The following is a 24,897-nucleotide window of genomic DNA, read 5'->3' on the forward strand; positions in this document are numbered from 1 at the left end:
ACCCGGCGTACGGGCTCACCGGCCCGCGGCTCCGGGCCCGGTGCCGACGTGATCGGTCACCTGGCGGCGTACGTGACGAAAGCGGACCAGGCCTGCGGCGCGAGGGCGAGGCGGGGGCTGGAGTCGCGGTACTTGGAGTCACGGACGTGGACGGTGCGGGGCGCTGCCGCGATCTCGACGCAGGAGTCACCCTCGCTGCTGCTGCTGTAGCTGCTCTTGAACCACAGCAGCTCGGAGGCGCGCCCGGCCGAGGCGTTGCGGATCATGTTTCCCCCAGCAGTTGTTCGATGAAGGCCGTCGACTCACGTGGTGTGAGCGCCTGCGCCCGGATGATGCCATACCGCAGTTCCAGGATACGGAGCTGCTTGGGATCGGTCACCGGGCGGCCGTTGGCCACGGCTGGTGAACGCCCAACGGCAGAGCCGTCCTCGAACTTCAGTACCTCGATACCACCGGCCAGTCCAGCGTGCTCCTCGCGATCCATCGGCATCACCTGAAGCTCGACGTTCCGCAACTGCCCTGCCGCCAGCAAATGTTCGAGCTGGCCCCGCAGCGCCGCCCTCCCCCCGAGGGGACGCCGAAGCGTCCACTCCTCCAGGACAAAGGAGAGTTCAGGCGCCGGATCCCGCTCGAACACGGCCTTACGCGCCACGCGCGCCGAGATGAACCGCTCCACCTCGTCCTCGGTGTACGCGGGGCGCCGCATGAGGAGCAGCCCGCGCGCGTACTCCGGCGTCTGCAGAAGGCCGTGGATGTTCAAGGGGTCGTAGAGCTGCATCTCGACCGCCTTGGCCTCCATCTCCCCCAACGCCCGCACCTTCTTCGGGTACCGAACCCTCTTCACGTCCTCCCACGTCGCCGAGATCAACCCCCCGGCCCCCAACACCTCATCCGCCTTGTCCAGGTACTCCTCCCGGGGAATCCGCTTCCCACCCTCGACCTTGTAGACCAGGTCCTCCCCGTACCCGACCGCCTGCGCGAAGTCGGCGGCCCGCATCCCCACCGCCTCCCGCCGCAGCTTCAACTGCCGCCCCACGGTCGCGATCACCGCCACACCCCACTCGTCGTCGGGATCCACCTCCCAACCCGGCTCGTCCGCCTCCGTCTTGAGCCGACCCGTGTCCACCTCGACCGACATCCGCACCCCTCCGTCCGTGCCACCGCGATGCAGCAGCGCCCTACCCGCGAGCCGGTCCCGACAGCCTGGACACGACCGGACAAGCTCCGGACAGTCACTCGACGCACCCGGAGAGTCACTGTTCACAGTAAGCACGCACCACCACGCTGAGTGACGTGAACCAGAAATCCCCCGAACTCGTCACCCGCGTCCGCAACTTCAGCCAGCAACTGTCCTCAACCCCACGCGGCGCCCGCCTCGCCCGCCTCCTCACCACCGAACAACTCCGCAGCTGGGGCCTGCCCTTGGACCCGGCGGCAAACGTGGTCGCCGAACTGGCAGCCAACGCCGTCACCCACGCCCGCGTCCCCGGCCGGGACTTCCTCCTGCTGCTCTACGTCGTCGGCGACACCCTCCGTATCGAGGTCACGGACACGTGCGGTGACCGCTTCCCGCACCCCCAACACGTGACCCCCGAGGCCGAGTCGGGCCGTGGGCTGCTGCTGGTGGAGGCGTTCGCGGACCGGTGGGGACTCTCCGAGGGCCCGGCGCCGCGCAAGACCGTGTGGGCCGAAATCGCCCTTCCACCGATCGCCAGAAATCCGTGCTGCGGTGGGTCGAGCGGTCCCCTCAAAGAAACACGAGGGTGAAAGAACCCGACCAAACCCACCCCCTCCCTCCCGCACGCAGCGCAAACTCACCCACTCGGGTGAACATCACCAACTCGGCTGGATTCGGGACAGGTTGCCGGGCTTACGCTCGCCGCAGCACCACCGCAGATATGCCCCAGACATACGACGGCCCTCGCAGGGACTGGCATCCCATTGCGAGGGCCTGACCACCTAGGAAGCCGACCTTCCCGATGGACACTCAAAACCCTAGCGCCCCCACACGCCCCCAGTCCCGAATCGCGGGCAAAAACCACCCTCACGGTCAGGCCCACGCGGGTGGCCTGGTCCACGACCACACCCGCCACACCACCCGCTTCACGGTGGTCGGCAACCACCTGGCCCAGCACCCTTCCCTCTCGGGCCTCGCGATCGGCCTGGGCGTCTACATCCAGTCCCTCCCGGCAGGGGCCCGCGTCGACATCAAGACCCTCGCCGCCCGCTTCCCCGAGGGCACGACCCGTATCGCCGCCGCCCTGCGCGAACTTGAAACCCACGGCTACCTGCGCCGCGAGCGTCAACGCACCCCCACCGGCCGCATCGTCACCCGCACGATCTCCTGCAACCAGCCGGGTCATCGCCGCGAGGCCGAGCACAGGCCGCCACCCCCGAGGAAGCGCACACCCCGCAAGCCCCTCCCCGCCGTCCCGAAGCCCGCCTACCCCGCCCCCGCCCTCCTCCAGACGGCCACAGACCTCCTCGCAGACCTCCGCCGCCACGACCCCCGCCTGCTCCTCTCCGCCAGCGACACGGCCCACCTGGCCCCCGGCGTCGCCGCCTGGCTGGAACGGGACGTCACCCCCACAGCCGTACGCCAAGCCCTCACCACGGACCTGCCAACCGAGCCCTTGTGCCGCCCGGCAGCCCTGCTGGCCCACCGCCTCACCACCCAGCTACCACCCCCACCCCCGTTCCGGGCACCAGCACCGCCACCGCCCGTCCACCACCCCTGGCAGACCTGCGAAGGCTGCGAACGCGCCTTCCGCTCACCCACCCCAGGACTCTGCCGTGACTGCCGCGCTTCCCTTGCCACAACCTCCTGAGCCCGTTCCGTCCCGTTCCTCACCCGCCCGGCTACGCTGGCCGGGGCAATGTCCGCTCGCTACGCCCAGGCGAAGAACAACCTGGAGCACGAGGATCCGGCCATCGCAGGGGAAGCCCTTCGCGAGCTGTGCGCCGTTCTCGACGAGTCGATGAAGGCAGTTCGCGAGTGAGCTGGAAATGGGAGTACGCCCTCGGAGCCGAAGAGGCCACCCGGACCCTTCCCCCGCACAGCCACCGGCGCCGTCCTCACCGACATCCACTCCACCCCCGACGGCCCGCGCTACGCGACCCGTAAGGACTTCGTGTACGGAGAGGACATCGCTATCGGCGACTCGACGATCTCGACGATCTCGACGGAGAACCTGCCTCGCTATTCGGCCGAGGCCGAGGCCAAGGGCCAGAGCTGAGGATGGGGAACCAGCACCGTCCTCACCGGCATCCACGCGGCCCCGAGGGGACCGCAACAGGCGCCGCTCGCGGAACCACCGTCAACTACGCTGACGCCAGGTGTTCGGGCCATGTCCGTGATCCGGGATCAGGGCCCCTGACCGCCGCGCCCGTGAAGCACCTGGAGGAAGCCATGACTGCCGAACTCCCCGACTGGATGATCCCGCCCAGGCCGAGCGGCTGGGAAGCGGACGACCTCGACCACCTCCCGCAAGCACCGCGGCACACCGAACTCATCGACGGAGCCCTGATCTTCATGATGTCGCCCCAGCGGTCCTGGCACTCCCGGATCGTGCAGAGGCTGACCGTCGCCTTGGAGGAAGCGGCCCCGGCCGGATTCGAGACCGAGCGCGAGATGACCGTCCGGCTCGACAAGAAGAGCCGTCCGGAACCCGACATCCTGGTCACCACCGCCGCCTACGACCCCGACCGCACCTGGTACGCGCCCGCCGACGTCGCCCTGGTCATCGAGGTGGTCTCGGAGGAGTCGGCGGACCGCGACCGGTCCCTGAAGCCGTTCAAGTACGCGCAGGCAGGAATCCCCCATTTCTGGCGTGTCGAGGACGAGGCCGGCGCACCCACCGTCCACACCTACGAACTCGACACCATGACCAGCGCATACGTGGCCACCGGAATTCACCGTGGCCGGCTGAGGGCCGCCGTCCCCTTCCCGGCCGACATCGACCTCAAGAACCTCGTGCCCTGACCTGACCCCGGCCGGGGGAGAGAAGCCGTCGCTCTGGCGCTTCTCGTCGGTCGAGCCCCCTACGAGTGGCCCAGCTCCCCGAGGTCCCCGTCCACTCCCACCGACACCGACCCCGAATCCGCAGCGGGACGCAGCGGGAACGGGTCCACCCGGGTCTCGTCGATCACCGGCGGAGCCGGCCGCGGGGGCTTCGGCATGACCGCGGCCTCGGAGTGGCCTCCGCAGCCGTAGGTCAGGGACACCACGCGGCCGTCGGCCGGGGAGAACTCGTTCGCGCAGACGCCGAAGGCCTGGCCGAGGGAGCCGCCGATGGGGGCCAGGAAGCCGCAGGTGACGCAGGAGGCGGGGGCGGCCTGGGCCATGGGGGTCTTGGCGCCGTACGCCTCCTCCCAGCGGTCCGCGGCGACGTGGAGGCCGTAGCGGGACAGGACGCGGGCGCGGCGCATGCCCAGTTCCTCCGCGACGGAGGCGATCGAGCCGCGGGAGGGCGCGACGACGAGGTTGGCCGGGACGCCGGCCGTGACCTCCGCGTCCTCCGCCTCCACCAGCTCCGCCATCTCGTGCGAGACGGCCGAGTCCGGCAACGGCTCGTCCTCGCCGGAGAAACCGGGCTCCAGGCGGAGGTCCTCGGCATCCGTGGGGAGCAGGTCTCCGGGGCCCATGTCGCCGGGGCGCAGCCGCTCGCTCCAGGGCACCCACTCGGGGGCGAGGAGGGCGTCGGGGCCGGGGAGCAGGACCACCTCGTCCAGCGTGACGACCTTGGCGCGGGACGCCCGCGCCACCGTCACCGCCCAGCGCCAGCCGCGGTAGCCGAGTTCCTTGCACTCGAAGTAGTGCGTGACGACGCGGTCGCCCTCGGACAGCAGCCCCGCGTGCTCACCCACCACGCCTGGCGCGGCGGCCTCCTCGGCGGCACCGCGGGCGAGGTCGACCGCCTCGGCGCACAGACGGTCGGGGGTGCGGCTTCGCGTTGTCGCTGCGCTCACAGGTATCGCTTCTCTCCTACGCCGTCTCTCGGGTGCGGTTGCCGTGAGGCGATGGAGCAGACGGAGCGGACCTGTGGGCCGCGTCGACGTCCGCACCCGAATCGCGCTCGGGCGCACCTACGTCATCCATTGTGCGGGATGGCTGAGATACGCACGCTACCTGCTCCCGGGCGCTGGGCCTACACCGACGGCCCATTCACCGCCGCGCGGCGCCCTCCGCGGATGCGGGACCTTGCCCTCCATACGCGCCGTAACCGCACTACCCACCCCCACTTCGGGGCACTATTGCGTCGTGGCAACCGCAAGGCGGCCCGAAGGAGCCACCGGTATCGGTGGGGCCAAGGGCCGCCGCAGTCGAGGTGGCGGAACGGGCCGTGGGCGCGGCCCCTTCCGTGCGGTCGGCCGTGCCCTGCACTTCCCGTTCACCGGCGCCGCGCGCGGCATCCGCAAGGCCACCCACGCGCACGGGGCGGGCGAGTCCGGCCTCGGCAAGCTGATCGAACTGCACGGGGTGAACGGCGCCGGGGACATGATGATCACCGTCGCCCTCGCCTCCACCGTCTTCTTCTCCGTCCCCACCGACGAGGCCCGCGGCCGGGTCGCGCTCTACCTCGGCATCACCATGGCGCCGTTCACCGTCCTGGCGCCCGTGATCGGCCCGCTCCTCGACCGTCTCCCCCATGGCCGCCGTGCCGCGATGGCCGGGGCCATGTTCGCCCGCGCCATGCTCGCGCTGGTGCTGTCCGGGGCGGTCGTCACCGGCACCCTGGAGCTCTATCCGGCCGCCCTCGGGGTGCTGGTCGCCTCGAAGGCCTACGGCGTCGTCAGAAGCGCCGTGGTGCCCCGGCTGCTGCCGCCCCGCTTCTCCCTGGTGAAGGCCAATTCGCGGGTCACCCTCGGCGGCCTCCTCGCCACCGGCATCGCCGCGCCCATCGGGGCGGGGCTCCAGGCCCTGGGACCGCGCTATCCGCTGTACGGCGCCTTCCTGATCTTCGTCGCCGGTACGTTCCTGTCGTTCACGCTGCCGCCTAAGGTCGACTCGGCCAAGGGCGAGGACACCGCGCTGCTGGCGGCCGACGAGCAGCATCTGCACGGGCCGCACCTCAAACCCGTCAAGCGCCCCGGCCTGCGCACGGTGGGCATCGCCGTCACCCACGCCCTCGGGGCCAACGCCGCCCTGCGCTGTCTGTCCGGCTTCCTGATCTTCTTCCTCGCGTTCCTGCTGCGCGAGCACCCGATGTCCGGCCAGAGCGCGGCCGTCTCCCTGGGCATAGTGGCCGTCTCGGCCGGGGTCGGGAACGCCTGCGGTACGGCGGTCGGGGCGTGGCTGCGCTCCCGGGCGCCCGAGATCATCATCGTGACGGTCGTGGGTTTCGTGCTGCTCGCCGCACTCGCGGCCGCGATCTTCTTCGGCGCGGTCCTGGTGGCGTTCCTCGCGGCGACCGCCGGGTTCGCGCAGGCCCTGGCGAAGCTGTCACTGGACGCGCTGATCCAGCGGGACGTGCCGGAGCTGGTCCGTACATCGGCGTTCGCGCGCTCCGAGACGCTGCTGCAGATGTCCTGGGTGCTCGGCGGGGCGGTCGGCATCGTGCTGCCGCTGAAGGGCTCCTTCGGGCTGCTGGTGGGCGCGGCGATCGTCGCCGTCGGCTGGCTGACCACCGTCAAGGGCCTGATCGGCTCCGCCCGGCACGGCGGGCACGGCCGGCCCCGGGTGGCCTGACGGCGAGGTGACGCACGCGTCGGCCCCCACATGCCCCGCGGCACGCCGCCCCCCACATGGAGAGAGCGTCACACAGGCCCGATAGCCTTCGCCCATGACCACGCACTCCGTATCGCGACGCCGCCGCGCGCTCGCCGCCGCCGGCGCCGTTTCCGCCGGACTGCTCGCCCTGTCGGCCTGCGACAAGCCGACCCCGCTGGCCACGGTCACCGTCGGCACCTCCTCCGTCCACTCCGAGGCGACCTGCGGTGGCGAGGGCAAGGCCGTGGAGACCGCGGACCTGGCCGGCTGCCTGAAGGACAAGGGCATCGAGTCCATCAAGGTGGACCCGGACGACACCGTCCGCTTCGGCGTCGACCCGGAGATCGCGGACGAGGGCTGGACCATCCTCATGAACGGCCAGCCGCTCACCGACTCCAGCACGAAGACCTACCGCACGGTCCCGGGCAGCGTGTTCTTCAACGCCCAGTACGGCGCGAGCGGCGACTCCACGCTCGTCTCCATCAAGGGGGGCGAGAAGGACGTGACGGGCCTGTGGTCCTTCAAGCTCAAGAAGGACAGCTGACCACGTCCGCCGTACGTGTCCTGGTGGCCACCGCCGTCCCCGCCGAGCGGGACGCGGTGGCTCGGGCGCTCGACCTCCCTGGCGTGGACGTGATCGCCGCCGGGGTCGGCCCCGCCCTCGCGGCCGCCTCCACCGCCACGGCCCTCACCCGGGCCGCCCTGGCAGGCACCCCCTACGGCCTGGCCGTCTCCACCGGCATCGCGGGCGGCTTCGCCCCGCACGCCCCCGTCGGCTCCCTCGTCGTCGCCGACGAGATCACGGCCGCCGACCTGGGCGCGGAGACCCCCGACGGCTTCCTGCCCGTCACCGAACTGGGCTTCGGCACCGTCACCCACCGTCCGCCGGAAACACTCGTACGAGACGTCGTGTCGGCCACCGGCGCCCACCCCGGCGCCGTCCTCACCGTCTCCACGGTGACCGGCACCGCCGCGCGCGCGGCGGAACTCCGCGCCCGCCACCCCCGCGCGCTCGCCGAGGCCATGGAGGGCTTCGGCGTCGCCGAGGCCGCCGCCGCGCACGGCACGCCCGTGCTGGAGCTGCGCGCGATCTCCAACCCCGTCGGCCCGCGCGACCGCGCCGCCTGGCGCATCGGCGACGCCCTCGCGGCCCTCACCGAGGCCTTCGGGAAGCTCGCACCCGTCCTGGAGAGTTGGCAACCGCATGACCGGTGAACAGCAGCGACAGCCCTGGCAGATCGCGTACTCGCCCTGCCCGAACGACACCTTCGTCTTCGACGCCCTCGCCCACGACCGCGTCCCCGGCGCACCCGCCCTCGACGTGACCTTCGCGGACATCGACATCACCAACGGCATGGCCGAGCGCGGCGAGTTCGACGTGCTGAAGGTGTCGTACGCCGTGCTGCCGTACGTCCTCGACGAGTACGCCCTGCTGCCCTGCGGCGGCGCCCTGGGCCGGGGTTGCGGCCCGCTGGTGCTCACCCGCGAGGCCTGCGTGGACCTCACGGGCCGTACGGTCGCGGTGCCGAGCGAGAGGTCGACGGCGTATCTGCTGTTCCGTCTCTGGGCGGCGGACACCCTCCCCGCGGGGGTCGGCGAGATCGTGGTGATGCCGTTCCACGAGATCATGCCCGCCGTGCGGGACGGGAAGGTCGACGCGGGACTCGTCATCCACGAGGCGCGCTTCACGTACCGGAACTACGGCCTGCACAAGCTCGCCGACATGGGCGAGCACTGGGAGGACACGACCGGACTGCCCATCCCGCTCGGCGCGATCATCGCCAAGCGCTCCCTGGGCGCCGACCGCCTGACCCTCCTGGCCGACGCGATCCGCACCTCCGTACGCACCGCCTGGGACGACCCCGAGGCCTCCCGCCCGTACGTCATGGCACACGCCCAGGAGATGGACCCGTCCGTCGCCGACCAGCACATCGGCCTGTACGTCAACGAGTTCACCCACGACCTGGGCGTGGACGGTTATGCGGCGGTGCGGGGGTTGCTCACACGTGCGGCGGCCGAGGGGCTGGTGCCGCCCCTCGGCCCGGGTGTGCTGGATTTTCCCTGAATCCTTACGTCTGACGGCTATACGTCGAGCTGGTCGGCGACCGCGCGCAGAAGTCCGGCGATCTTCTTGCCGGCGGTCTTCTCCGGGTAACGGCCGCGCTCCAGCATCGGCGTGATGTTCTCCAGGAGTGTCGTCAGGTCCTGGACGATGGAGGCCAGTTCGTCCGGCTTCTTGCGCTGGGCGGCCGCGACCGAGGGGGTCGGATCCAGAATCGTGACCGAAAGTGCCTGGTCACCGCGCTGACCGGCGACCACGCCGAACTCCACTCGCTGTCCCGGCTTGAGTGTGTCTACTCCGGCGGGGAGGACCGAGGAATGAACGAAGACGTCACCGCCGTCGTCGCGGGAGAGAAAGCCGAAGCCCTTCTCACTGTTGAACCACTTGACCTTGCCGGTAGGCACGTCTGTCCTCGTCCTCGTACTCGTCGGAAAACTGCTTCTGAAAACGGCTCTTGATAGCACTACAGCGGGTCGACCATGACCCGCCGCTACCAAGGCTAATGCTCCCGGAGCCGGTGACAAGACGTCGCCCGGTTGTTCCTTCGCGCAGGGAACTACCCTGGTCCGGTGCCTGACAAAACCCAAACGAATTCCGCCGCCCCCGGTGACCGACTGATCCGTGCCGGTGCGGTCGTGTTCTTCATCGGTGCCCTGGCCACTCTGGTCACCGTGACCCCGTTCCTGCTCGGAACGACGCCATTTCCCACATACATGTTCGGACTGAGCATGCTGATGGGCGTCGGATTCCTCGTCGCCGGCGCGGGAGTGCTCCGCTCGATCTCGGCGGGGCGGCGTCAGGCGCGCGGCGCGGCCAGGTAGCCGGAGAGCCAGTCCGGGAACTTCGTCAGGTCGGTGAGGACGATGTCCGCGCCGAGTTCGCCGAGTTCCTCGGCGCTGTACGGCCCGGTCGCCACGGTGACGGACAGCGCGTCGGCCGCGCGGGCGGCGCGGATGTCTCCCTGGTGGTCGCCGACGTAGACGCTCGCCGCGTACTCGCGCAGGGCCTCGGCCTTCTGCTCGGCCCACAGGTTGCCGATGACGGCGTCCGGTTCGATGCCGAGGTGTTCCAGGTGCAGCTTGGCGTTCGGCTCGTACTTGGCGGTGACGACGATCGCGCGGCCGCCGGCGTCCCGTACGGCGGTGATGGCCTCGCGGGCGCCGGGGAGTGCGGGCGTGGCGGTGATGGCTATCGCCGGGTACATCTCGCGGTACAGGCCGGCCATGGCCTCGACCTGGTCCGCCGGGAACCAGTTGATCAGCTCGTCGGCGAGGGGTGGTCCCAGCCGGGTGATCGCCAAGTCGGCGTCGATGAAGGTCCCCGTGCGCTCGGACAGCGCCTTGTAGCAGGCGTGGATGCCGGGGCGGGAGTCTATGAGAGTCATGTCGAGGTCGAAGCCGACGGTTGCAGCAGCCATGGGGTTCATTGTGCCGTCGCCGGGCAGCTCGGGGCTGTCGGTTGTGTGGCGGCTGCGGGTGGGTGGGGGCTGGTCGCGCAGTTCCCCGCGCCCCTAAAGGACGTCGTCTGCGGGCCAGTGGGGCTGGTCGCGACCACGTGGCGGAGCCGCACATCGATACAGCCCCGCGCCCCTAAAGGACGTCGTCTGCGGGCCAGTGGGGCTGGTCGCGACCACGTGGCGGAGCCGCACATCGATACAGCCCGCGCCCCTAAAGGACTTCGCCTGCGGGCCGGTGGGGGCAGGTCGCGCCCACGCGGCGGAGCCGCACATCGATACAGCCCCGCGCCCCTAAAGGACTTCGCCTGCGGGCCAGTGGGGCTGGTCGCGACCACGTGGCGGAGCCGCACATCGATACAGCCCGTGCCCCTGAAGGCTTTTAGGGGCGCGGGGAACTGCGCGACCAGCCACGACGGTGCCGCAGACGAACGACGATCCCAGCGGACCACTCACGTCTGTTTCTGTGAGCGCCAGACGATGAACAGCGCCGACGCCACCGCCGCCCCCCGCAGCACCCACGGCCACGTCTCGCTCAGCGCAGCGTTCATGTGGCCCTCGGCGATGGGGTCACCCCAGCGGCCGTTGGTGCGGCCCCACAGCCAGACGACGCCCGCGGTGAGGGAGAGGCCGGGCAGGATGATGACCGCCCACTTGGTCTCGGCGTCGCTCAGGCGGCGGGAGCCCCAGGCGATGAGCCAGCCGAGGAGCAGGGCGATGAGGTTGCCGAGGACGGCGCCGGCGACGAGGAGGGCGGCCGCGAGCAGGAGGAAGGGGTTGCTCCAGCGGCCGTTGGGCAGGGTCAGGCGGCGGATGAGGCGGCGGCGGGCCTTCGGCGCTTCCTCCTCGGCGACCTCCGCCGCGGCCGGGTCCTCCGGCTCCCCGGCGACGTCCTTCTTCTCCAGCCGCGTCGCCCCCGGCGCGGGCGGGCGCCTGAGCATCTCCGGGATCTCGACGCCCCCGACGAACCCCGGGACGTCCTCGCCGGGCCCGAAGGGGCTGCTGTCCGCCCGCCACCAGTCCGCCTGGACCGCGCTGCCGCCGAGGTCCGCCGTGCCGGCCAGGTGCGGCGGCGGGGGCGCGTCGTCGGGGACGGCCGGGGCCTCGGCGGGGCGCGGACGGGGCACGAGTCGGCGCAGGCCCTTGGGCCGTTCCTCGTCGGCCCCGCTGTCCGGCTGTACGGGCACGGAGGTGACCGGTGCCTGGGGTGCGGGGGCGGTGGAGCCTCCGGCGGCCGCGACGACCTCGTCCGGGGAGCCGAGCCGGGCGATGATGCGGCGGACGGCGGCGGGACTGTCGACGGGCGCCTTGGCGCGGCGCCGGTCGATCTCGCCCCGTAGCTCGTTCACCAGGCGCATACGGGCGCTCGACGGCAGCTGCCGCTGCTGGGCCACGTCGCCGACGCGGCTCAGATACTCGTAGACGACCTGGTCGCTCTCGATCCCCACGAAGTCCCCTCCGGGGTGGGTGTGCCGAAACCCCGCGGGGATGACGTTAGCGCAGGACAAGGTGTGCGGTGCGGGTCAGACCGGTCGGCACTCGCCCGCGTTGTGCGCTTCGGAGCAGAGCCCGTGGCCGTGTTCGTGCAGGATGTCGCGACCGCTCTGCTGGGTGAGGAAGTTGAGGAAGGCCGCGGCGACGGAGCCGGCCGGGGGCTCGCCGTAGGTGTAGGCGAACTCGGTCTGCCAGTAGGGGTAGTTGGTGTCCTCGACGCCTTGCGCGGTCGGCTTCCTGCCATCGATCGTGAGCTTGACGATTCCGGCGGCGGCCTTGTGGCCGGCGACTCCGGCGGCCTCGCTGTAGCCGATGGCGCCCGGGACCGCCGCGGTGGTGTTCAGCATGGTGTCCGTGCTGGTGACCTCGCAGCGGCCGTAGCGCCTGGGGTTGAGGGCCGCGCAGTCGGTCACGGTGAACTGGGGCGGTTCCTTGCCGTTCAGGACCTTGGTGACGAGGGTGCTGCGGGTGCCCGAGCCGGGGTCGCGGTTGATCAGGTGGACCGGCACGTCGTTGCCGCCGAGCTCGGACCAGTTCCGCACCTGCCCGGCGAAGACCCTGCGGATCTGGTCCAGTTCGAGGTTCTCCACGCCCGCGTCCTTGTTGACGACGAGGGTGAACACCGAGAAGGCGACGGGCCTCGGGATCAGCCGGGGGTGGCCGTCGGAGGCGAGGCCGTCGGTGAAGGCGAGGTGGTCGCCGAGGCCCTCGCCGACCGGGACGTCGGCGTCCAGGCCGGCCTTGTCCAGGTCGGTGACCCCGTCGGTGCTGCCCTTGAAGGTGTCGCTCTCCAGCGGGATGGCCACTCCGGCGCCCTCGCACCGGGTGAGGTAGTCCTCGGCGGCGGCGCGGACGGCGGGCGCGAAGGCGGTGGAGCCGTGCAGGTACAGGGTGCCGCCGACGCAGTCCAGCGGGGGACGCCGGTCGTCGCGCAGGAAGAGCGTGTAGGAGGCCTGGACGACGACGGCCGCGATCAGGATCCAGATGGCCCACCAGGCGGGCCGGGAGGCGAAGACATGGCTCTCGGTCCGGGTCGCCTTCAGCCGGAAGAACCGCACCAGCGGGTCGTACCAGCGGCCGTGCCCGCCGGCGCCGCGGACGACCGGGTCGGGGAAGGGGTCGGTGCCGTTGTCCTCGGGCCAGCGTTCCAGCACGACGAGCACCTTGTACTCGGAGCCCCGGGGCAGCGTCACCTTCGGCAGCCGGATGATGCCCGTGCGCTCGCCCTCGTTGTTGGTGCGGCGAAAGCCGGGTTTCGCGCCGATACGGACGTCGGTGCCCTCGGTGACCTCCTCGAAGAAGAAGTCCCGCAGTTCGTCCTGGCTCGGGTCGGTGAGGACGACGGCCGCGACCCGGCGGTTTCTGAAGGTGACCTTGATGCCGTAGGGATCGGCGGGGTCGGCGAGGTAGTCGTCGGACACGATCTTGGCCGAGCCGGCGTTCTCGATCCGCAGCAGGACGAAGGACGGGTCCTTGAGCTGGTGGCCGTCGTGCCGCATGTCGCCCAGTACGTCGGCGTACGGCTTGTCGGCGGCGTCCGCGGCGAGGGTGTCCATCTGCACCCGGTAGCCGAGCCGCTTGCGGCCGACGATGGCGAACTCCCACACGAACGCCGCGACGGGAAACGTAAGACTCAGGATCGCGATCCACTGCTCCGCCTGCTCACTCACCGCTTCCCCCCGATTCCCTTGAGCCGTGAAGTAGTTGGCAGGGAGCCCAGGGTGACGAGTGGGTGCACGGTGTTGCCAGAGGTGTCGGAATCCTCCGGGTGATGTTCATCCGGGGGCCATCTGTGAAACGTTCTGTTCGCCTGCCGGGACCCGTTCCGGCCCCCCGGCACACCCCCTGTGTCCTGGGGGGTGCTTTGAAAGGGCCGCACAGCACCCGCGGCGCCCGGCACGCACCCTCGCCGCACCGGCCAAAGACCCAAGTAGCTCCTCCCCCACGCTCGAACAACCTCGCGCGGGGGGACCCCCATCGAGGGCCTTCGTCCGGCACGCCGAGGGCACGCACCGGACACCGCGGGCACCGCACAGCCCTTTCAAAGCACCCCCCACCCCCACCCGCTAACGTGGGCAGGATGAGCGACCCGGCTACACCGCCCCGTTCCCTCGCGGAAGCGCTCCGCGCGCGGGACGACGCCTCCCTGGCCGTACTCCTGCGCAGCCGCCCCGACCTCATCACCCCCGTCCCGACGGACCTCACCCAGCTGGCGACCCGGGCCGGCACGCGGGCCTCCGTCGTGCGGGCCCTGGAGCGGCTGGACCGGTGCGCGTTGCAGACGGCGGAGGCGCTGGCCGTGGCGGCGGATCCGGCGACGTACGACGAACTGCTCGCGCTGATGGCCGGCGACGAGGGCGACCCGGCGGTCGTCGCGGCGCTGCCGCACGCCCTCGGCACGCTGCGCGAACAGGCCCTGGTGTGGGGCGCCGACGACCGGCTGCGGCTCGTCCGCACGGCCCGCGAGCTGCTGGCGCCCTCGCCGCAGCACCCGTCCCCGACCGGCCTCGGCCCGACCGTCCGGGAGGCCACCGCGGGCATGTCGCCGGGCCGGATCCAGGAGATCGTCACGACGGCCGGGCTGCCCTCGACCCACGACGCGGTGTCCGCCGTGTCGTCGCTGTCCGCCCTGTTCGGCGACCGGCGCCGGATGGCCGCCCTGCTCGCCGACGCCCCCGAGGAGTCCCGGGAGGTCCTCTCCCGCCTGGTCTGGGGGCCGCCGTACGGCCAGGTCACCGCCGACCCGGCGCCGCGGCTGCGCTGGCTGCTGGACCGCGGCCTGCTCCTGCCGACGGCGCCCGGCACGGTCGTACTCCCCCGTGAGGTCGCCCTGCATCTGCGGGCCGGCCGCGCGCACCGCACCACCGAGCCGCTGCCGCCGCCCGTCGAGGCGGCCGCGACGCACCGTCCACAGGTTGTGGACAGCACCGCGGCGGGACAGGCGTACACCGCGCTGGCGACCGTGGAGGAGCTGCTGAAGGACTGGCACGAGGGCGGTCCTGCCGTGCTGCGGGCGGGCGGTCTGAGCGTGCGCGACCTCAAGCGCACCGCCGTAGCCCTCGACGTCTCCGAACCGCTGGCCGCCTTCTGGGTCGAGCTCGCCTACGCCGCCGGGCTCCTGGCCTCCGACGGCGAGGCCGACGAGCGGTACGCGGCGACCCCGGCCTACGACGAGTGGCTGGAGCAGCCCGCCGCGCAGCGCTGGGCCCTGCTGGCTCAGACGTGGCTGACGGCGACGCGTACGGCGGGCGTGGTCGGCGGACGGGACGCGAAGGACCGTACGTTGTCGGCGCTGGGCCCCGGCCTGGACCGCTCGGCGGCCCCGGAGGTACGGCACCGGGTGCTGACGCTGCTGGCCGGCCTCCCGGAGGGGACGTCGCCGTCCCCCGAGTCGGTGCTGGCCCGCCTGCGCTGGGAGCGTCCGCTGCGCGGACCGCAGCGCGACGACGACCTGCGCGGCCGCCTCGCCCAGTGGACGCTGAGCGAGGCGGAGATGCTCGGGGTGACGGGCCGGGGCGCGTTGTCGGCGCACGGGCGGGCGCTGCTGGGGGTGCCGCGGCCGGAACCGGCGGCCCAGGCCGAGGAGCAGCCGGCCGGCCCCGGCGACAAGCTCCCCGTGCACCACCGCCCGACCCCGCCCCCGGAGCCCCTCTCCCCCGCCGAGCAGGCCGCCGCCTCCGCCACGGCCGCCCATCTGCTGGCCCCCCTCCTCCCCGAGCCCCTGGACCACGTCCTTCTCCAGGCCGACCTGACGGCCGTGGCACCCGGCCCGCTGCGCCGCCCGCTCGCCGACATGCTGGGCGTGCTCGCGGACGTCGAGTCGAAGGGCGGCGCGACGGTGTACCGCTTCACGCCCGGCTCGGTGCGCCGCGCCCTCGACGCCGGCCGTACCGCCTCCGACCTGCACGCCTTCCTCGCCGAGCACTCCCGTACGCCGGTGCCGCAGCCGCTCGCGTACCTCATCGACGACGTCGCCCGTAAGCACGGGCACCTGCGGGTGGGCGCCGCCTCGGCGTACGTCCGCTGCGACGACGACGCCGTGCTGAACGAGATCCTCGCCGACAAGCGGGCCGCCGGTCTGCGCCTGCGCCGCCTCGCGCCGACGGTGCTCGCCACCGTCGCCGACCCGGCCGCCCTGCTGGAGGGGCTGCGCGCGATGGGCTTCGCGCCCGCCGCCGAGTCGGCGGAGGGCGACGTCCTGATCTCCCGCGCCGACGCCCACCGCACCCCGCCGCGCACCGCCCCCGAGCCGGTCCCGGACGGCCCGCCGACGCCGGACGCCACGCTGCTGGCGGCCGCGATCCGCGCCATCCGCGCGGGCGACCTCGCCTCCACGACGCCCCGCAAGCCCAGCGCGACCGCCCCCGCGGTGACCGGCGGCGAACTCCCCCGCACCACCTCCGCCGAGACCCTCGCCACCATGCAGGCCGCCGTCCTGACCGGCGAGGCGCTGTGGATCGGCTACGTGAACGCCGAGGGCGCCGCGAGTCAGCGGGTGATCGCGCCGGTACGGGTCGAGGGCGGGTTCGTGACGGCGTACGACCACACCGCGGACGAGGTACGGACGTATCCGCTGCACCGGATCACAGGGGTGGCGGAGCTGGCGGACGACCAGGTCTGACGGCGCCCCACTCGTTCGGGTGTACGCGGCCGTTCATGCACGCCACGCCGGGCTTTTCCAACTCTTGAGGGACCTTCGGGGCGTTTCCGCATCGCCTCTCGCGGCGCAGGGCAGCCACCGGGTGTCCTGATCACGCTCAAGTGAGCGCAACAGAGAGGTAGTTGTCCCATGCGCACAGCTCGTCGCCTTGCCACCGTCCTGGCCGCCGCAGCCCTGATGATGGGTGGCTTCACCACCCAGGCCTCGGCGGTCGGCGTCGACATCGCCGGGCTGGTCATCGAGACCCCGCAGGTCTGACACGAGCCCTCGGGCCGGCCCCGGACTCCTGGGCCGGCCCGACGCCCCTCTCCCCACGCGAAAGGCCCCGAAGCCCCCATGCGCCCCGTCCGCACCGCCACCGTCACCGCCCTGCTCTCGGCAGCGGCCTTGATCACCCTCACCCCCGAGGCCACCGCGGCCCCCGCCCCCCTGCCCCTCCCCCTCCCCGCCTCCAGCGGCGAGTCCCTGATCACGGAGGGCCTCACGGTCGAGGGCCCCCTGGTCAACAACATCACCCTGCCCGCACTGAAGTAACACCCCCGGCTGCACCCCCCAAGGGGCGCGGGGCTGTGCCGATATGCGGCTCCGCCGCGTGGGCGCGACCAGCCCCCACCGGCCCGCAGCCGCCCGCGAAACCTCCCCGCCCCCCTCAATCCGCCCACGCCGAAGTGGCCCGCCGCATCCGATAGCTCTCCCCGTCGATCCGGACCAGATCCGCGTGGTGGGCCAGGCGGTCCACCATCGCCAGGGCCGAGGGACCGCCGAAGATCTCGTCCCAGCGGCCGAGGGGGCGGTCGGTGGTGACGACGAGGGAGGAACGCTCGTAGCGGTGGGCGATCAGCTGGAAGAAGAGCCCGGCGGTACCCGCGTCGAAGGGCGTGTAGCCGACCTCGTCGACGATCAGTACGGCGTACTCGTCCAGCGCGGAGAGCTCATCGGCCAGCCGCCCCCCATCCCGCGCACCGGCCAGCCGTACCGCCCACTCCTCCGCGGTAGCGAACCGCACCGAGTGCCCGGCCTGACAGGCCCGCACGCCGAGACCGACGGCCAGGTGGGTCTTGCCGGTGCCGGGCGGGCCGACGAAGACGACGTTGCGGTGGGCGGCGACGAAGTCCAGCTTGCCGAGCCGGGCCACGGTCTCGCGGTCGAAGGAGTGCGGGTACTCGGAGTCGAACTCCTCCAGCAGCTTCCGGGCCGGGAACCCGGCGGCGCGCAGCCGTTCCTCGGTGCTGGGCGCGTCGTCGTGCCGGGGAGCGGCGGCCTGCGCCGGGACGAAGACCTTCGCGTTCGCGGCAGGCTCCTGCGCGGCGGCCGGCGCGGAGGCGCCCCCGTGCTGCGCCTGCTGATGCCCCCGCTCGCTCTGCGCGGCCATCGGCCCCGACATGTACGCGAGGATCGCCGCCGACGCGATGAACGCCATGTGGATCACCGTGCCCCACAGCAGCGCGTGCCGCGAGGTGTGGTGGACGTCCACGAACATCTGCAGCAGATGGACGGAGGAGATACCCACGATGGCGGTGGCGAGCTTGACCTTCAGCACGTTGGAGTTCACGTGCGAGAGCCACTCCGGCTGGTCCCGGTGGCCCTGGAGGCCGATGCGGGAGACGAACGTCTCGTAGCCGCCGACGATCACCATGATCAGCAGGTTGGCGATCATCACGACGTCCACCAGCTTCAGCACGGCGAGCATCACGTACGTCTCGGTCGCCCGCCCGGTCACGCACCGCAGGACTAACGCCCACAGCTCGTTGAAGAACTTGTAGACGTACACCCCCTGCGCGGCGACCAGGCCGAAGTAGAGCGGGGCCTGCAGCCAGCGGGTGGCGAACAGGGCGTACCCGAGGGTCGTGGACGGCGGGGACGGGTCACGAGAGATGGCCTGCACGGTCGCATTCTTCGCAGCCTCCGCCGTCCAGGTGAAACCACACCACTCACAGGAATGAAAAGACATCCTGTACGACTCCGGATTCGATCAGGAATCGATCAGGCACACTGGACGTTTGGTCGGGTGGCCGAGCGGAAGGACGCACGTACGTGAACGGACCACTGATCGTCCAGTCGGACAAGACCCTGCTCCTGGAAGTCGATCACGAGCAGGCGGACGCGTGCCGTCGGTCCATCGCGGCGTTCGCGGAGCTGGAGCGCGCGCCGGAGCACATCCACACCTACCGGGTGACCCCGCTCGGGCTGTGGAACGCGCGCGCGGCCGGGCACGACGCCGAGCAGGTCGTGGACGCGCTGGTGACGTACAGCCGGTACCCGGTCCCGCACGCGCTGCTCGTCGACATCGCCGACACGATGGACCGCTACGGCCGCCTCACGCTCTCCAAGCACCCCACGCACGGCCTCGTCCTCACCACCACCGACCGCCCGGTCCTGGAGGAGGTGCTGCGCTCGAAGCGGATCGCGCCGCTCGTGGGCGCCCGCATCGACCCGGACACCGTGGCCGTGCACCCTTCCGAGCGCGGGCAGATCAAGCAGACGCTGCTGAAGCTGGGCTGGCCGGCCGAGGACCTCGCCGGGTACGTCGACGGCGAGGCGCACCCGATCGAGCTGCACGAGGACGGCTGGGCGCTGCGGCCGTACCAGAGGCAGGCGGTGGAGAACTTCTGGCACGGCGGCAGCGGCGTCGTGGTGCTGCCGTGCGGCGCCGGGAAGACGCTCGTCGGCGCCGGGTCGATGGCCCAGGCGAAGTCGACCACGCTCATCCTCGTCACGAACACCGTCTCGGCCCGGCAGTGGAAGCACGAGCTGGTGAAGCGGACGTCGCTGACGGAGGAGGAGATCGGCGAGTACAGCGGGACGCGCAAGGAGATCCGGCCCGTCACCATCGCCACGTACCAGGTGCTCACCACCAAGCGGAAGGGTGTGTACCCGCACCTCGAACTCTTCGACTCCCGTGACTGGGGTCTGATCCTCTACGACGAGGTGCACCTGCTGCCCGCGCCGGTCTTCAAGTTCACCGCCGACCTCCAGGCCCGCCGCCGGCTCGGCCTGACCGCGACCCTCGTCCGGGAGGACGGCCGCGAGTCCGACGTCTTCTCGCTCATCGGCCCCAAGCGGTTCGACGCGCCGTGGAAGGAGATCGAGGCGCAGGGCTACATCGCGCCCGCCGACTGCGTCGAGGTCCGCGTCAACCTCACCGACGCCGAGCGGCTCGCGTACGCCACCGCCGAGCAGGAGGAGAAGTACCGCTTCTGCGCGACGACCGACACCAAGCGCAAGGTGACGGAGGCGATCGTCAGGCGTTTCGAAGGCCAGCAGATCCTGGTCATCGGCCAGTACATCGACCAGCTCGACGAACTGGGCGAGCATCTGAACGCCCCCGTGATCAAGGGCGAGACGTCCAACGCCCAGCGCGAGAAGCTCTTCGACGCGTTCCGGGAGGGCGAGATCAGCGTCCTCGTCGTGTCCAAGGTCGCGAACTTCTCCATCGACCTGCCGGAGGCCACGGTCGCCATCCAGGTCTCGGGCACCTTCGGCTCCCGCCAGGAGGAGGCCCAGCGCCTCGGCCGCGTCCTGCGCCCCAAGGCCGACGGCCACCAGGCCCACTTCTACTCGGTCGTCGCCCGCGACACCATCGACCAGGACTTCGCCGCCCACCGCCAGCGCTTCCTGGCGGAACAGGGGTACGCGTACCGGATCGTGGACGCGGACGAGATCCTCGCGGAGGGGTAGCGGGCCGGAGGGGTAGCGGCCGGAGGGGTAGCGGGCCGGAGGGACAGGGGGCCGGAAGGGTAGCGGGCCGGAAGGAGGACCTGGGCGTCACTTGCGGCGGACGCCGGCCTCCTCGCCGTACTCACCGAGGATGATCACGTCGAAGGCCGCGCCCGCGAACACCTTGACGGCACGCAGGGCTTCACCGAGGCGATGACGGTGGTTCCCCTGGAGCGCGGTCGCTCCGCGGGGACCCACGGGTGCTGGGTGGATGGTTGCTGCGCTCATGTCTCCATGATGCGTTCGCGGACATAAAGCGGGCATCGGTCCAGCGGCCTAAGCCGGCTACTGCCTGCGTACATCCCTGGACGGAGCGCACACCCCCAGGGAGGAGGGGCGCATCCCCTAGGGGACGGATACCGGGGTCGAATATTCGTTGGCGTTCGCCAACCCCTTTCACCTAGGATCTCCGCTCTTGCCCGCCTCCCCCGCGGAGTGCCGCCGTCCGGACGGAAACCGGTCGGCTCTCTCGATCACCTACCTGTAGGTCCCTCCGGAGGCACCCCCTTGTCCACGCCCGTCGACGACTCCCTCGACCCGCTCACCCGAGAGCGCTCCCACCTCGCCGAGTCCCGTGCCGCCCTGCGTGCCATGCGCGAGGACGTCGAATCCCTCGACATCAGCGACGTCACCGCGAACTGGGTCAACGCCGAAGTCCTCGCCCGCCAGATCGACGACCGCATCAAGGCGCTGGCCGACCTCAGCGACACCCCGCTGTTCTTCGGCCGCCTCGACTATCTGCACGCTCCGGGCGCCGAGGAGGCGGAGGGCGCGCAGGGCGAGCGCTTCTATATCGGGCGTCGGCATGTGCACGACGCCGAGGGCGACCCGATGGTCATCGACTGGCGTGCGCCGGTGTCCCAGCCGTTCTACCGGGCGTCCAAGAAGGACCCGCTGGACATCGCGCTGCGCCGCCGCTTCGGCTACACGGGCGGCGACCTCACGGCGTACGAGGACGAGCACCTCTCCGACCCGGCCGAGGCGGCCCGGACCAGCAAGCTGCTCCAGCAGGAGATCGAGCGCCCGCGCGTCGGCCCGATGCGGGACATCGTGGCGACGATCCAGCCCGAGCAGGACGAGATCGTACGGTCGGGTCTCGGCGGGACGGTGTGCGTGCAGGGCGGTCCTGGCACCGGAAAGACGGCCGTCGGCCTGCACCGGGTCGCATACCTCCTCTACGCCCACCGCGAGCGGCTCGCCCGCACCGGCACGCTCGTCATCGGGCCGAACAGGTCCTTCCTGCACTACATCGAGCAGGTCCTGCCGGCGCTGGGCGAGTTGTCGGTCCGTCAGGCCACGGTCGACGACCTGGTCGCCCACGTCGAGGTGCGCGGCACCGACGACGCGGCGGCCGCGGTCGTCAAGGGCGACGCGAGGATGGCGGAGGTGCTGCGGCGGGCGGTGTACTCGCATGTGAGCATGCCGACGGAGCCGGTGGTCGTCGTACGCGGGTCGCGGCGCTGGCGGGTCGCCGCGTACGAACTCGAAGAGACCGTAAGGGAGTTGCTGGCCCGGGACATCCGTTACGGTGCCGCCCGCGAGGCGCTTCCGCAGCGGATCGCGCATGCCGTGCTGGTCCAGATGGAGCGGTCGGGGGAGGCGCCGGACGACCGGGTGCAGGACGCGGTGGCCCGCAACAGTGCGGTGAAGGCGGCGGTGAAGGCGGTCTGGCCGCCCGTCGACCCGGCGAAGCTCGTGCTGCGGCTGCTCGCGGACGCCGACTTCCTCGCCGTCCACGCGGAGGGGGTGCTCAGCGAGGACGAGCAGAAGACGATTCTCTGGGCGAAGCCGGCGCGGAGTGTGAAGTCGGCCAAGTGGTCGGCGGCGGATGCGGTGCTGATCGACGAGGCGTACGACATCGTGGCGCGTACGCCGTCTCTGGGGCACGTGGTCCTCGACGAGGCGCAGGACCTCTCGCCCATGCAGTACCGGGCGGTGGGCCGGCGCTGTACGACCGGTTCGGCGACGGTCCTCGGCGACCTGGCGCAGGGTACGACTCCCTGGGCGACGCGCAGTTGGGAGGAGGCGCTGGCTCACCTCGGCAAGCCGGAGGGCGTGATCGAGGAACTCACGGCCGGTTTCCGCGTCCCGACCGACGTCATCACGTACGCCTCCCGCCTCCTCCCCTCCATCGCGCCCGGTCTGACGCCGGTGGCGTCGATCCGTGAGAACCCCGGGTTCTTCGAGGTCCGTCCGGCTTCCTCACCTACCGGTGATGTCGTGGCCGCGTGTGAGGAGTTGTTGCGCAACGAGGGGTCGGTGGGGTTGATCGCCGCGGACGCCAGGGTCGGGGTGCTGGCGGAGGCGTTGGCCTCGGCGGGGGTCACCTGTCTCGCCCCCGGCGAGGAGACGACCCACCAGACCCGCCTGACGCTGGTCCCGGCGTCCCTCGCCAAGGGTCTGGAGTACGACTACGTCGTCCTGGACGAGCCCCAGGCGGTGGTGGACGGCGAACCGGACGAACGGACGGGGTTGCGGCGGCTGTACGTCGCGCTGACGCGAGCCGTGTCGGGGTTGATCGTGGTGCATGCGGCGGGGGTGCCGGGGCCGTTGGCGTGACGGGGGGGTCGGGGCGGGTGAGGTTTCGTGTTTGGCTGCGGGCCGGATGTGGCTGGTCGCGCAGTTCCCCGCGCCCCTTAGGGGGTTGCAGGCGCCGGGACGGGGATGACCCGGCGATGCCGCTGAGGTGGTGAGGTTTCGTGCTTGGCTGCGGGCCGGCTGTGGCTGGTCGCGCAGTTCCCCGCGCCCCTTAGGGGGTTGCAGGCGCCGGGACGGGGATGACCCGGCGGAGCCGCATATCGGCACAGCCCCGCGCCCCTTAGGCCCGTGTCGCTCGGGCAGTCACACCGGTGGTTAGGAAGTGCCGTCCAGTGCGGTTCGCCACTTGGCGACGGCGGTGGGGGACACGGGCTCGTCCCAGCCGGCGGGACGAGCTGCCCCGCCGATGTGGAAGGCGTCGATGCCGGCCTTCACCAGGGCCGGCACGTGGTCGAGCCGCAAGCCGCCCCCCACCAGAAGCCGCTGTTCGTACCCCGGCTCCCCATCCCGCGCCGCCTCCGCGAGCAGCGTGGCAAGCCCGTCGTCCACGCCGGCCGCCGACCCGGCGGTGAGGTACGTGTCCAACCCCGGCATCCCGTCCAACTGCTTCCGCAGCGCATCCCGGTCCGCAGCCCGGTCGATCGCGCGATGGAAGGTCCACCGGCACCCGTCCAAGGCACCCACAACCCGCTCCACGGCCCCGAGGTCCACCCCGCCGTCGGCATCGAGGAACCCGAGCACGAACTCCTCGGCCCCCGCGTCCCGCATCGCCCGAGCCGCCCGCACCACCGGCTCCACGTCCCCCACCGCGAACCCCTCCGCCGGCCTCAGCATCACGCGCAGGTCGATGTCGACGGCGGCACGGATCCCGGCGAAGGTCGCCACGGGAGGGGTGAGCCCGTCGGCGGCCATGTCGGCGACCAGTTCGAGCCGGTCCGCACCCCCGGCCTGGGCGGCGACGGCGTCCTCGACGCCGAGGGCGATCACCTCCAGGACTGCACGCTTGCTCATGGGACCCCATTCCTCGGCGTTCGACGGCATTCGACGGCATTCGACGGCGACTACAGGTCTAGTCCAATCCAGAGTACGCCTGAGTTCGCGGCAGCACTGCCCAGAGGGGACGCTCGTGATCCCATGAGCGACGGTTTCAGCAGCGGACGGCCGTCACCTGAAGATGTTCAGCTCCGCCGCCTCCACCCCCACCAGCTCATAGGCGGCGGCCCTCCCCACCGGCCGCCCCGCATACAGCCGTACGAGCGTCGCCGCGTCCCCGATGTACCACGCCGGCGGCCGTGAAGCCACCGCCTCCCCGAGCCGCAGGGGCTCGTCGACGTCGTCCAGGTCGGCGTGCAACGGCACGTGCCGCCGCTCGCGGGTCAGCCACGCGAGCAGCCGGAGCGCGTCGGGCAACCCGGGCCCCGCGTACGCCCCCGGCTCCCCGAGCACCTCCCGTACGTCCCCGGCATGCACCCACTCCCCCAGCGCGATACCGTCCAGCGCCCCGCCCGCCTCGGCGATCACCGGCCCCGCCTCGGTCATCCCGCGCTCCAGCTCGTCCACGATCTGCGCGGGGCTCCAGTCGGCGCGCTCGGCGATGTCCCGGTCGTTGGACTCGGGCGAGAACACCCCCTCCTCGAACCGGTTCTCCACCACCCGCATCAACGCGGCCGAACAGTGCGCCAGCACATCCCGCACCGACCACCCCGGACACGCGACCGTCGGCACCCCGAAGTCCCCCTCCGCCCGCCCCCGCAACATCGGCACCAACACATCCCGCTCACCAACCAACAACCGCCCCGCCAACCCGGGATCCCGCACACCAAGCCCATCACCAGAAGTCATAACCCCCACCCCCTCACCCAACGAACACCCACCGCAACCCCCCAGCGGCGCAAGGCTGTGCCGATATCCGACCCCGCCACGCCGCCCGCAACCAGCCACAGCCGGCCGGCAGCCTGCCACGAGACCTCACCTCCCCGACACCTGAGGGGCCCGGGGCTGTGCCGATATGCGGCTCCGCCGCGTGGGCGCGACCAGCCACATCCGGCCCGCAGCCGACCACGAGGCCTCACCTCCCCGAGACCTAAGGGGCGCGGGGAACTGCGCGACCAGCCACATCCGCCCCGCACCCCACCACGAACCCCCACCCCCACCCCCCAGGGGCGCGGGGAACTGCGCGACCAGCCACAACCAGCCCGCACCCCACCACGAAACCTCACGCCCCCACCCCCACCCCCACCCCCCGGAGGGACAATGCCCCCATG

The 24,897-nt window shown here is 71.7% G+C and carries 25 protein-coding genes and 1 pseudogene; 15 read left to right on the top strand and 11 right to left on the bottom strand.

The window, feature by feature from the left end:
* Positions 1–56: 56 nt before the first annotated feature.
* Both AQJ67_RS42750 and AQJ67_RS42755 read right to left on the bottom strand, forming a co-directional pair.
* Positions 57–266 (bottom strand): DUF397 domain-containing protein, encoded by a 210-nt coding sequence (locus AQJ67_RS42750; protein ID WP_062725330.1) that lies wholly within the window; start codon positions 264–266, stop codon positions 57–59.
* On the bottom strand, positions 263–1,138 hold the full coding sequence (locus AQJ67_RS42755; protein WP_062725333.1) for a helix-turn-helix domain-containing protein: 876 nt from the start codon (positions 1,136–1,138) through the stop codon (positions 263–265). Before AQJ67_RS42755 ends, AQJ67_RS42750 begins: the two co-directional genes overlap by 4 nt.
* Positions 1,139–1,293: 155 nt before the next feature.
* Here AQJ67_RS42755 and AQJ67_RS42760 point away from each other — a divergent pair, with 155 nt between their 5' ends.
* From AQJ67_RS42760 to AQJ67_RS42770, 5 genes and pseudogenes are all read left to right on the top strand, one after another.
* The gene (locus AQJ67_RS42760; protein WP_062725335.1) at positions 1,294–1,767 is read left to right on the top strand and encodes an ATP-binding protein; all 474 of its coding nucleotides are present in this window, start codon (positions 1,294–1,296) and stop codon (positions 1,765–1,767) included.
* A gap of 212 nt (positions 1,768–1,979) precedes the next feature.
* Positions 1,980–2,828, top strand: coding sequence for a helix-turn-helix domain-containing protein (locus AQJ67_RS42765; protein ID WP_062725337.1), 849 nt, complete (start codon positions 1,980–1,982; stop codon positions 2,826–2,828).
* Positions 2,829–2,876: 48 nt separating this feature from the next.
* Positions 2,877–2,999 carry a hypothetical protein gene (locus tag AQJ67_RS50320; RefSeq protein WP_279616926.1) on the top strand — a complete coding sequence of 41 codons (123 nt, stop codon included), beginning with the start codon at positions 2,877–2,879 and terminating at the stop codon, positions 2,997–2,999.
* Positions 3,000–3,050: 51 nt separating this feature from the next.
* Positions 3,051–3,236, top strand: a pseudogene (locus tag AQJ67_RS46415) (Uma2 family endonuclease); the annotation flags it as partial.
* A gap of 173 nt (positions 3,237–3,409) precedes the next feature.
* Positions 3,410–3,982 (top strand): Uma2 family endonuclease, encoded by a 573-nt coding sequence (locus tag AQJ67_RS42770; protein ID WP_062725339.1) that lies wholly within the window; start codon positions 3,410–3,412, stop codon positions 3,980–3,982.
* Positions 3,983–4,041: 59 nt separating this feature from the next.
* Here AQJ67_RS42770 and AQJ67_RS42775 read toward each other — a convergent pair whose 3' ends face one another.
* Positions 4,042–4,968: a DUF3027 domain-containing protein gene (locus AQJ67_RS42775; protein WP_062725342.1), complete on the bottom strand. Its 927-nt coding sequence runs from the start codon at positions 4,966–4,968 to the stop codon at positions 4,042–4,044.
* Between the two features lie 292 nt (positions 4,969–5,260).
* Between AQJ67_RS42775 and AQJ67_RS42780 the strand changes: the two genes are divergently transcribed.
* The 4 genes from AQJ67_RS42780 (at position 5,261) to AQJ67_RS42795 (ending at position 8,774) form a co-directional block, all read left to right on the top strand.
* Positions 5,261–6,688, top strand: a complete 1,428-nt coding sequence (locus AQJ67_RS42780; RefSeq protein WP_062725344.1) for an MFS transporter — start codon at positions 5,261–5,263, stop codon at positions 6,686–6,688.
* 94 nt (positions 6,689–6,782) lie between these two features.
* Positions 6,783–7,253, top strand: a complete 471-nt coding sequence (locus AQJ67_RS42785; protein WP_062725345.1) for a hypothetical protein — start codon at positions 6,783–6,785, stop codon at positions 7,251–7,253.
* Positions 7,223–7,924 (top strand): futalosine hydrolase, encoded by a 702-nt coding sequence (locus AQJ67_RS42790; RefSeq protein ID WP_079056537.1) that lies wholly within the window; start codon positions 7,223–7,225, stop codon positions 7,922–7,924. Before AQJ67_RS42785 ends, AQJ67_RS42790 begins: the two co-directional genes overlap by 31 nt.
* Positions 7,914–8,774 carry a 1,4-dihydroxy-6-naphtoate synthase gene (locus AQJ67_RS42795; RefSeq protein ID WP_062725348.1) on the top strand — a complete coding sequence of 287 codons (861 nt, stop codon included), beginning with the start codon at positions 7,914–7,916 and terminating at the stop codon, positions 8,772–8,774. The genes AQJ67_RS42790 and AQJ67_RS42795 overlap by 11 nt, the downstream gene beginning before the upstream one ends.
* 17 nt (positions 8,775–8,791) lie before the next feature.
* Here the strand turns inward: AQJ67_RS42795 and AQJ67_RS50325 are convergent, their stop codons facing one another.
* Positions 8,792–9,175 carry a cold-shock protein gene (locus AQJ67_RS50325; RefSeq protein ID WP_062725350.1) on the bottom strand — a complete coding sequence of 128 codons (384 nt, stop codon included), beginning with the start codon at positions 9,173–9,175 and terminating at the stop codon, positions 8,792–8,794.
* 165 nt (positions 9,176–9,340) lie between these two features.
* Between AQJ67_RS50325 and AQJ67_RS42805 the strand changes: the two genes are divergently transcribed.
* Positions 9,341–9,592 carry a hypothetical protein gene (locus tag AQJ67_RS42805; RefSeq protein WP_062725352.1) on the top strand — a complete coding sequence of 84 codons (252 nt, stop codon included), beginning with the start codon at positions 9,341–9,343 and terminating at the stop codon, positions 9,590–9,592.
* Here the strand turns inward: AQJ67_RS42805 and AQJ67_RS42810 are convergent.
* The 3 genes from AQJ67_RS42810 to AQJ67_RS42820 form a co-directional block, all read right to left on the bottom strand.
* Positions 9,568–10,197 (bottom strand): HAD family hydrolase, encoded by a 630-nt coding sequence (locus tag AQJ67_RS42810; RefSeq protein ID WP_062725354.1) that lies wholly within the window; start codon positions 10,195–10,197, stop codon positions 9,568–9,570. The two genes, AQJ67_RS42805 and AQJ67_RS42810, sit on opposite strands and share 25 nt — an antisense overlap.
* A gap of 479 nt (positions 10,198–10,676) precedes the next feature.
* Positions 10,677–11,672 (bottom strand): HAAS signaling domain-containing protein, encoded by a 996-nt coding sequence (locus AQJ67_RS42815; protein WP_062725356.1) that lies wholly within the window; start codon positions 11,670–11,672, stop codon positions 10,677–10,679.
* A 75-nt stretch (positions 11,673–11,747) separates the two neighbouring features.
* Positions 11,748–13,388 (bottom strand): substrate-binding domain-containing protein, encoded by a 1,641-nt coding sequence (locus AQJ67_RS42820; protein WP_062725358.1) that lies wholly within the window; start codon positions 13,386–13,388, stop codon positions 11,748–11,750.
* A gap of 410 nt (positions 13,389–13,798) precedes the next feature.
* Here AQJ67_RS42820 and AQJ67_RS42825 point away from each other — a divergent pair, with 410 nt between their 5' ends.
* From AQJ67_RS42825 to AQJ67_RS42830, 3 genes are all read left to right on the top strand, one after another.
* Positions 13,799–16,339 (top strand): helicase C-terminal domain-containing protein, encoded by a 2,541-nt coding sequence (locus tag AQJ67_RS42825; protein WP_062725360.1) that lies wholly within the window; start codon positions 13,799–13,801, stop codon positions 16,337–16,339.
* A 168-nt stretch (positions 16,340–16,507) separates the two neighbouring features.
* Positions 16,508–16,636 (top strand): hypothetical protein, encoded by a 129-nt coding sequence (locus AQJ67_RS50330; protein WP_279616927.1) that lies wholly within the window; start codon positions 16,508–16,510, stop codon positions 16,634–16,636.
* Positions 16,637–16,714: 78 nt separating this feature from the next.
* Positions 16,715–16,912, top strand: a complete 198-nt coding sequence (locus tag AQJ67_RS42830; protein WP_062725362.1) for a hypothetical protein — start codon at positions 16,715–16,717, stop codon at positions 16,910–16,912.
* 115 nt (positions 16,913–17,027) lie between these two features.
* Here the strand turns inward: AQJ67_RS42830 and istB are convergent, their stop codons facing one another.
* The gene (istB, locus tag AQJ67_RS42835) at positions 17,028–18,263 is read right to left on the bottom strand and encodes an IS21-like element helper ATPase IstB (RefSeq protein ID WP_062725364.1); all 1,236 of its coding nucleotides are present in this window, start codon (positions 18,261–18,263) and stop codon (positions 17,028–17,030) included.
* 149 nt (positions 18,264–18,412) lie between these two features.
* Here istB and AQJ67_RS42840 point away from each other — a divergent pair, with 149 nt between their 5' ends.
* Positions 18,413–20,056: a DNA repair helicase XPB gene (locus tag AQJ67_RS42840; protein ID WP_062725366.1), complete on the top strand. Its 1,644-nt coding sequence runs from the start codon at positions 18,413–18,415 to the stop codon at positions 20,054–20,056.
* An 87-nt stretch (positions 20,057–20,143) separates the two neighbouring features.
* On the opposite strand, the gene AQJ67_RS42845 is transcribed toward AQJ67_RS42840, so the two are convergent.
* The gene (locus AQJ67_RS42845; RefSeq protein WP_062725369.1) at positions 20,144–20,323 is read right to left on the bottom strand and encodes a hypothetical protein; all 180 of its coding nucleotides are present in this window, start codon (positions 20,321–20,323) and stop codon (positions 20,144–20,146) included.
* Positions 20,324–20,602: 279 nt separating this feature from the next.
* Here AQJ67_RS42845 and AQJ67_RS42850 point away from each other — a divergent pair, with 279 nt between their 5' ends.
* Positions 20,603–22,654, top strand: coding sequence for a HelD family protein (locus tag AQJ67_RS42850; protein WP_062725371.1), 2,052 nt, complete (start codon positions 20,603–20,605; stop codon positions 22,652–22,654).
* Between the two features lie 294 nt (positions 22,655–22,948).
* Here AQJ67_RS42850 and AQJ67_RS42855 read toward each other — a convergent pair whose 3' ends face one another.
* Both AQJ67_RS42855 and AQJ67_RS42860 read right to left on the bottom strand, forming a co-directional pair.
* Positions 22,949–23,644: a copper homeostasis protein CutC gene (locus tag AQJ67_RS42855; protein ID WP_062725373.1), complete on the bottom strand. Its 696-nt coding sequence runs from the start codon at positions 23,642–23,644 to the stop codon at positions 22,949–22,951.
* A 153-nt stretch (positions 23,645–23,797) separates the two neighbouring features.
* Positions 23,798–24,475, bottom strand: a complete 678-nt coding sequence (locus AQJ67_RS42860; protein WP_062725374.1) for a maleylpyruvate isomerase family mycothiol-dependent enzyme — start codon at positions 24,473–24,475, stop codon at positions 23,798–23,800.
* Positions 24,476–24,897: the final 422 nt, after the last annotated feature.

This window comes from Streptomyces caeruleatus, assembly GCF_001514235.1.
Taxonomy (GTDB): Bacteria; Actinomycetota; Actinomycetes; order Streptomycetales; family Streptomycetaceae; genus Streptomyces; species Streptomyces caeruleatus.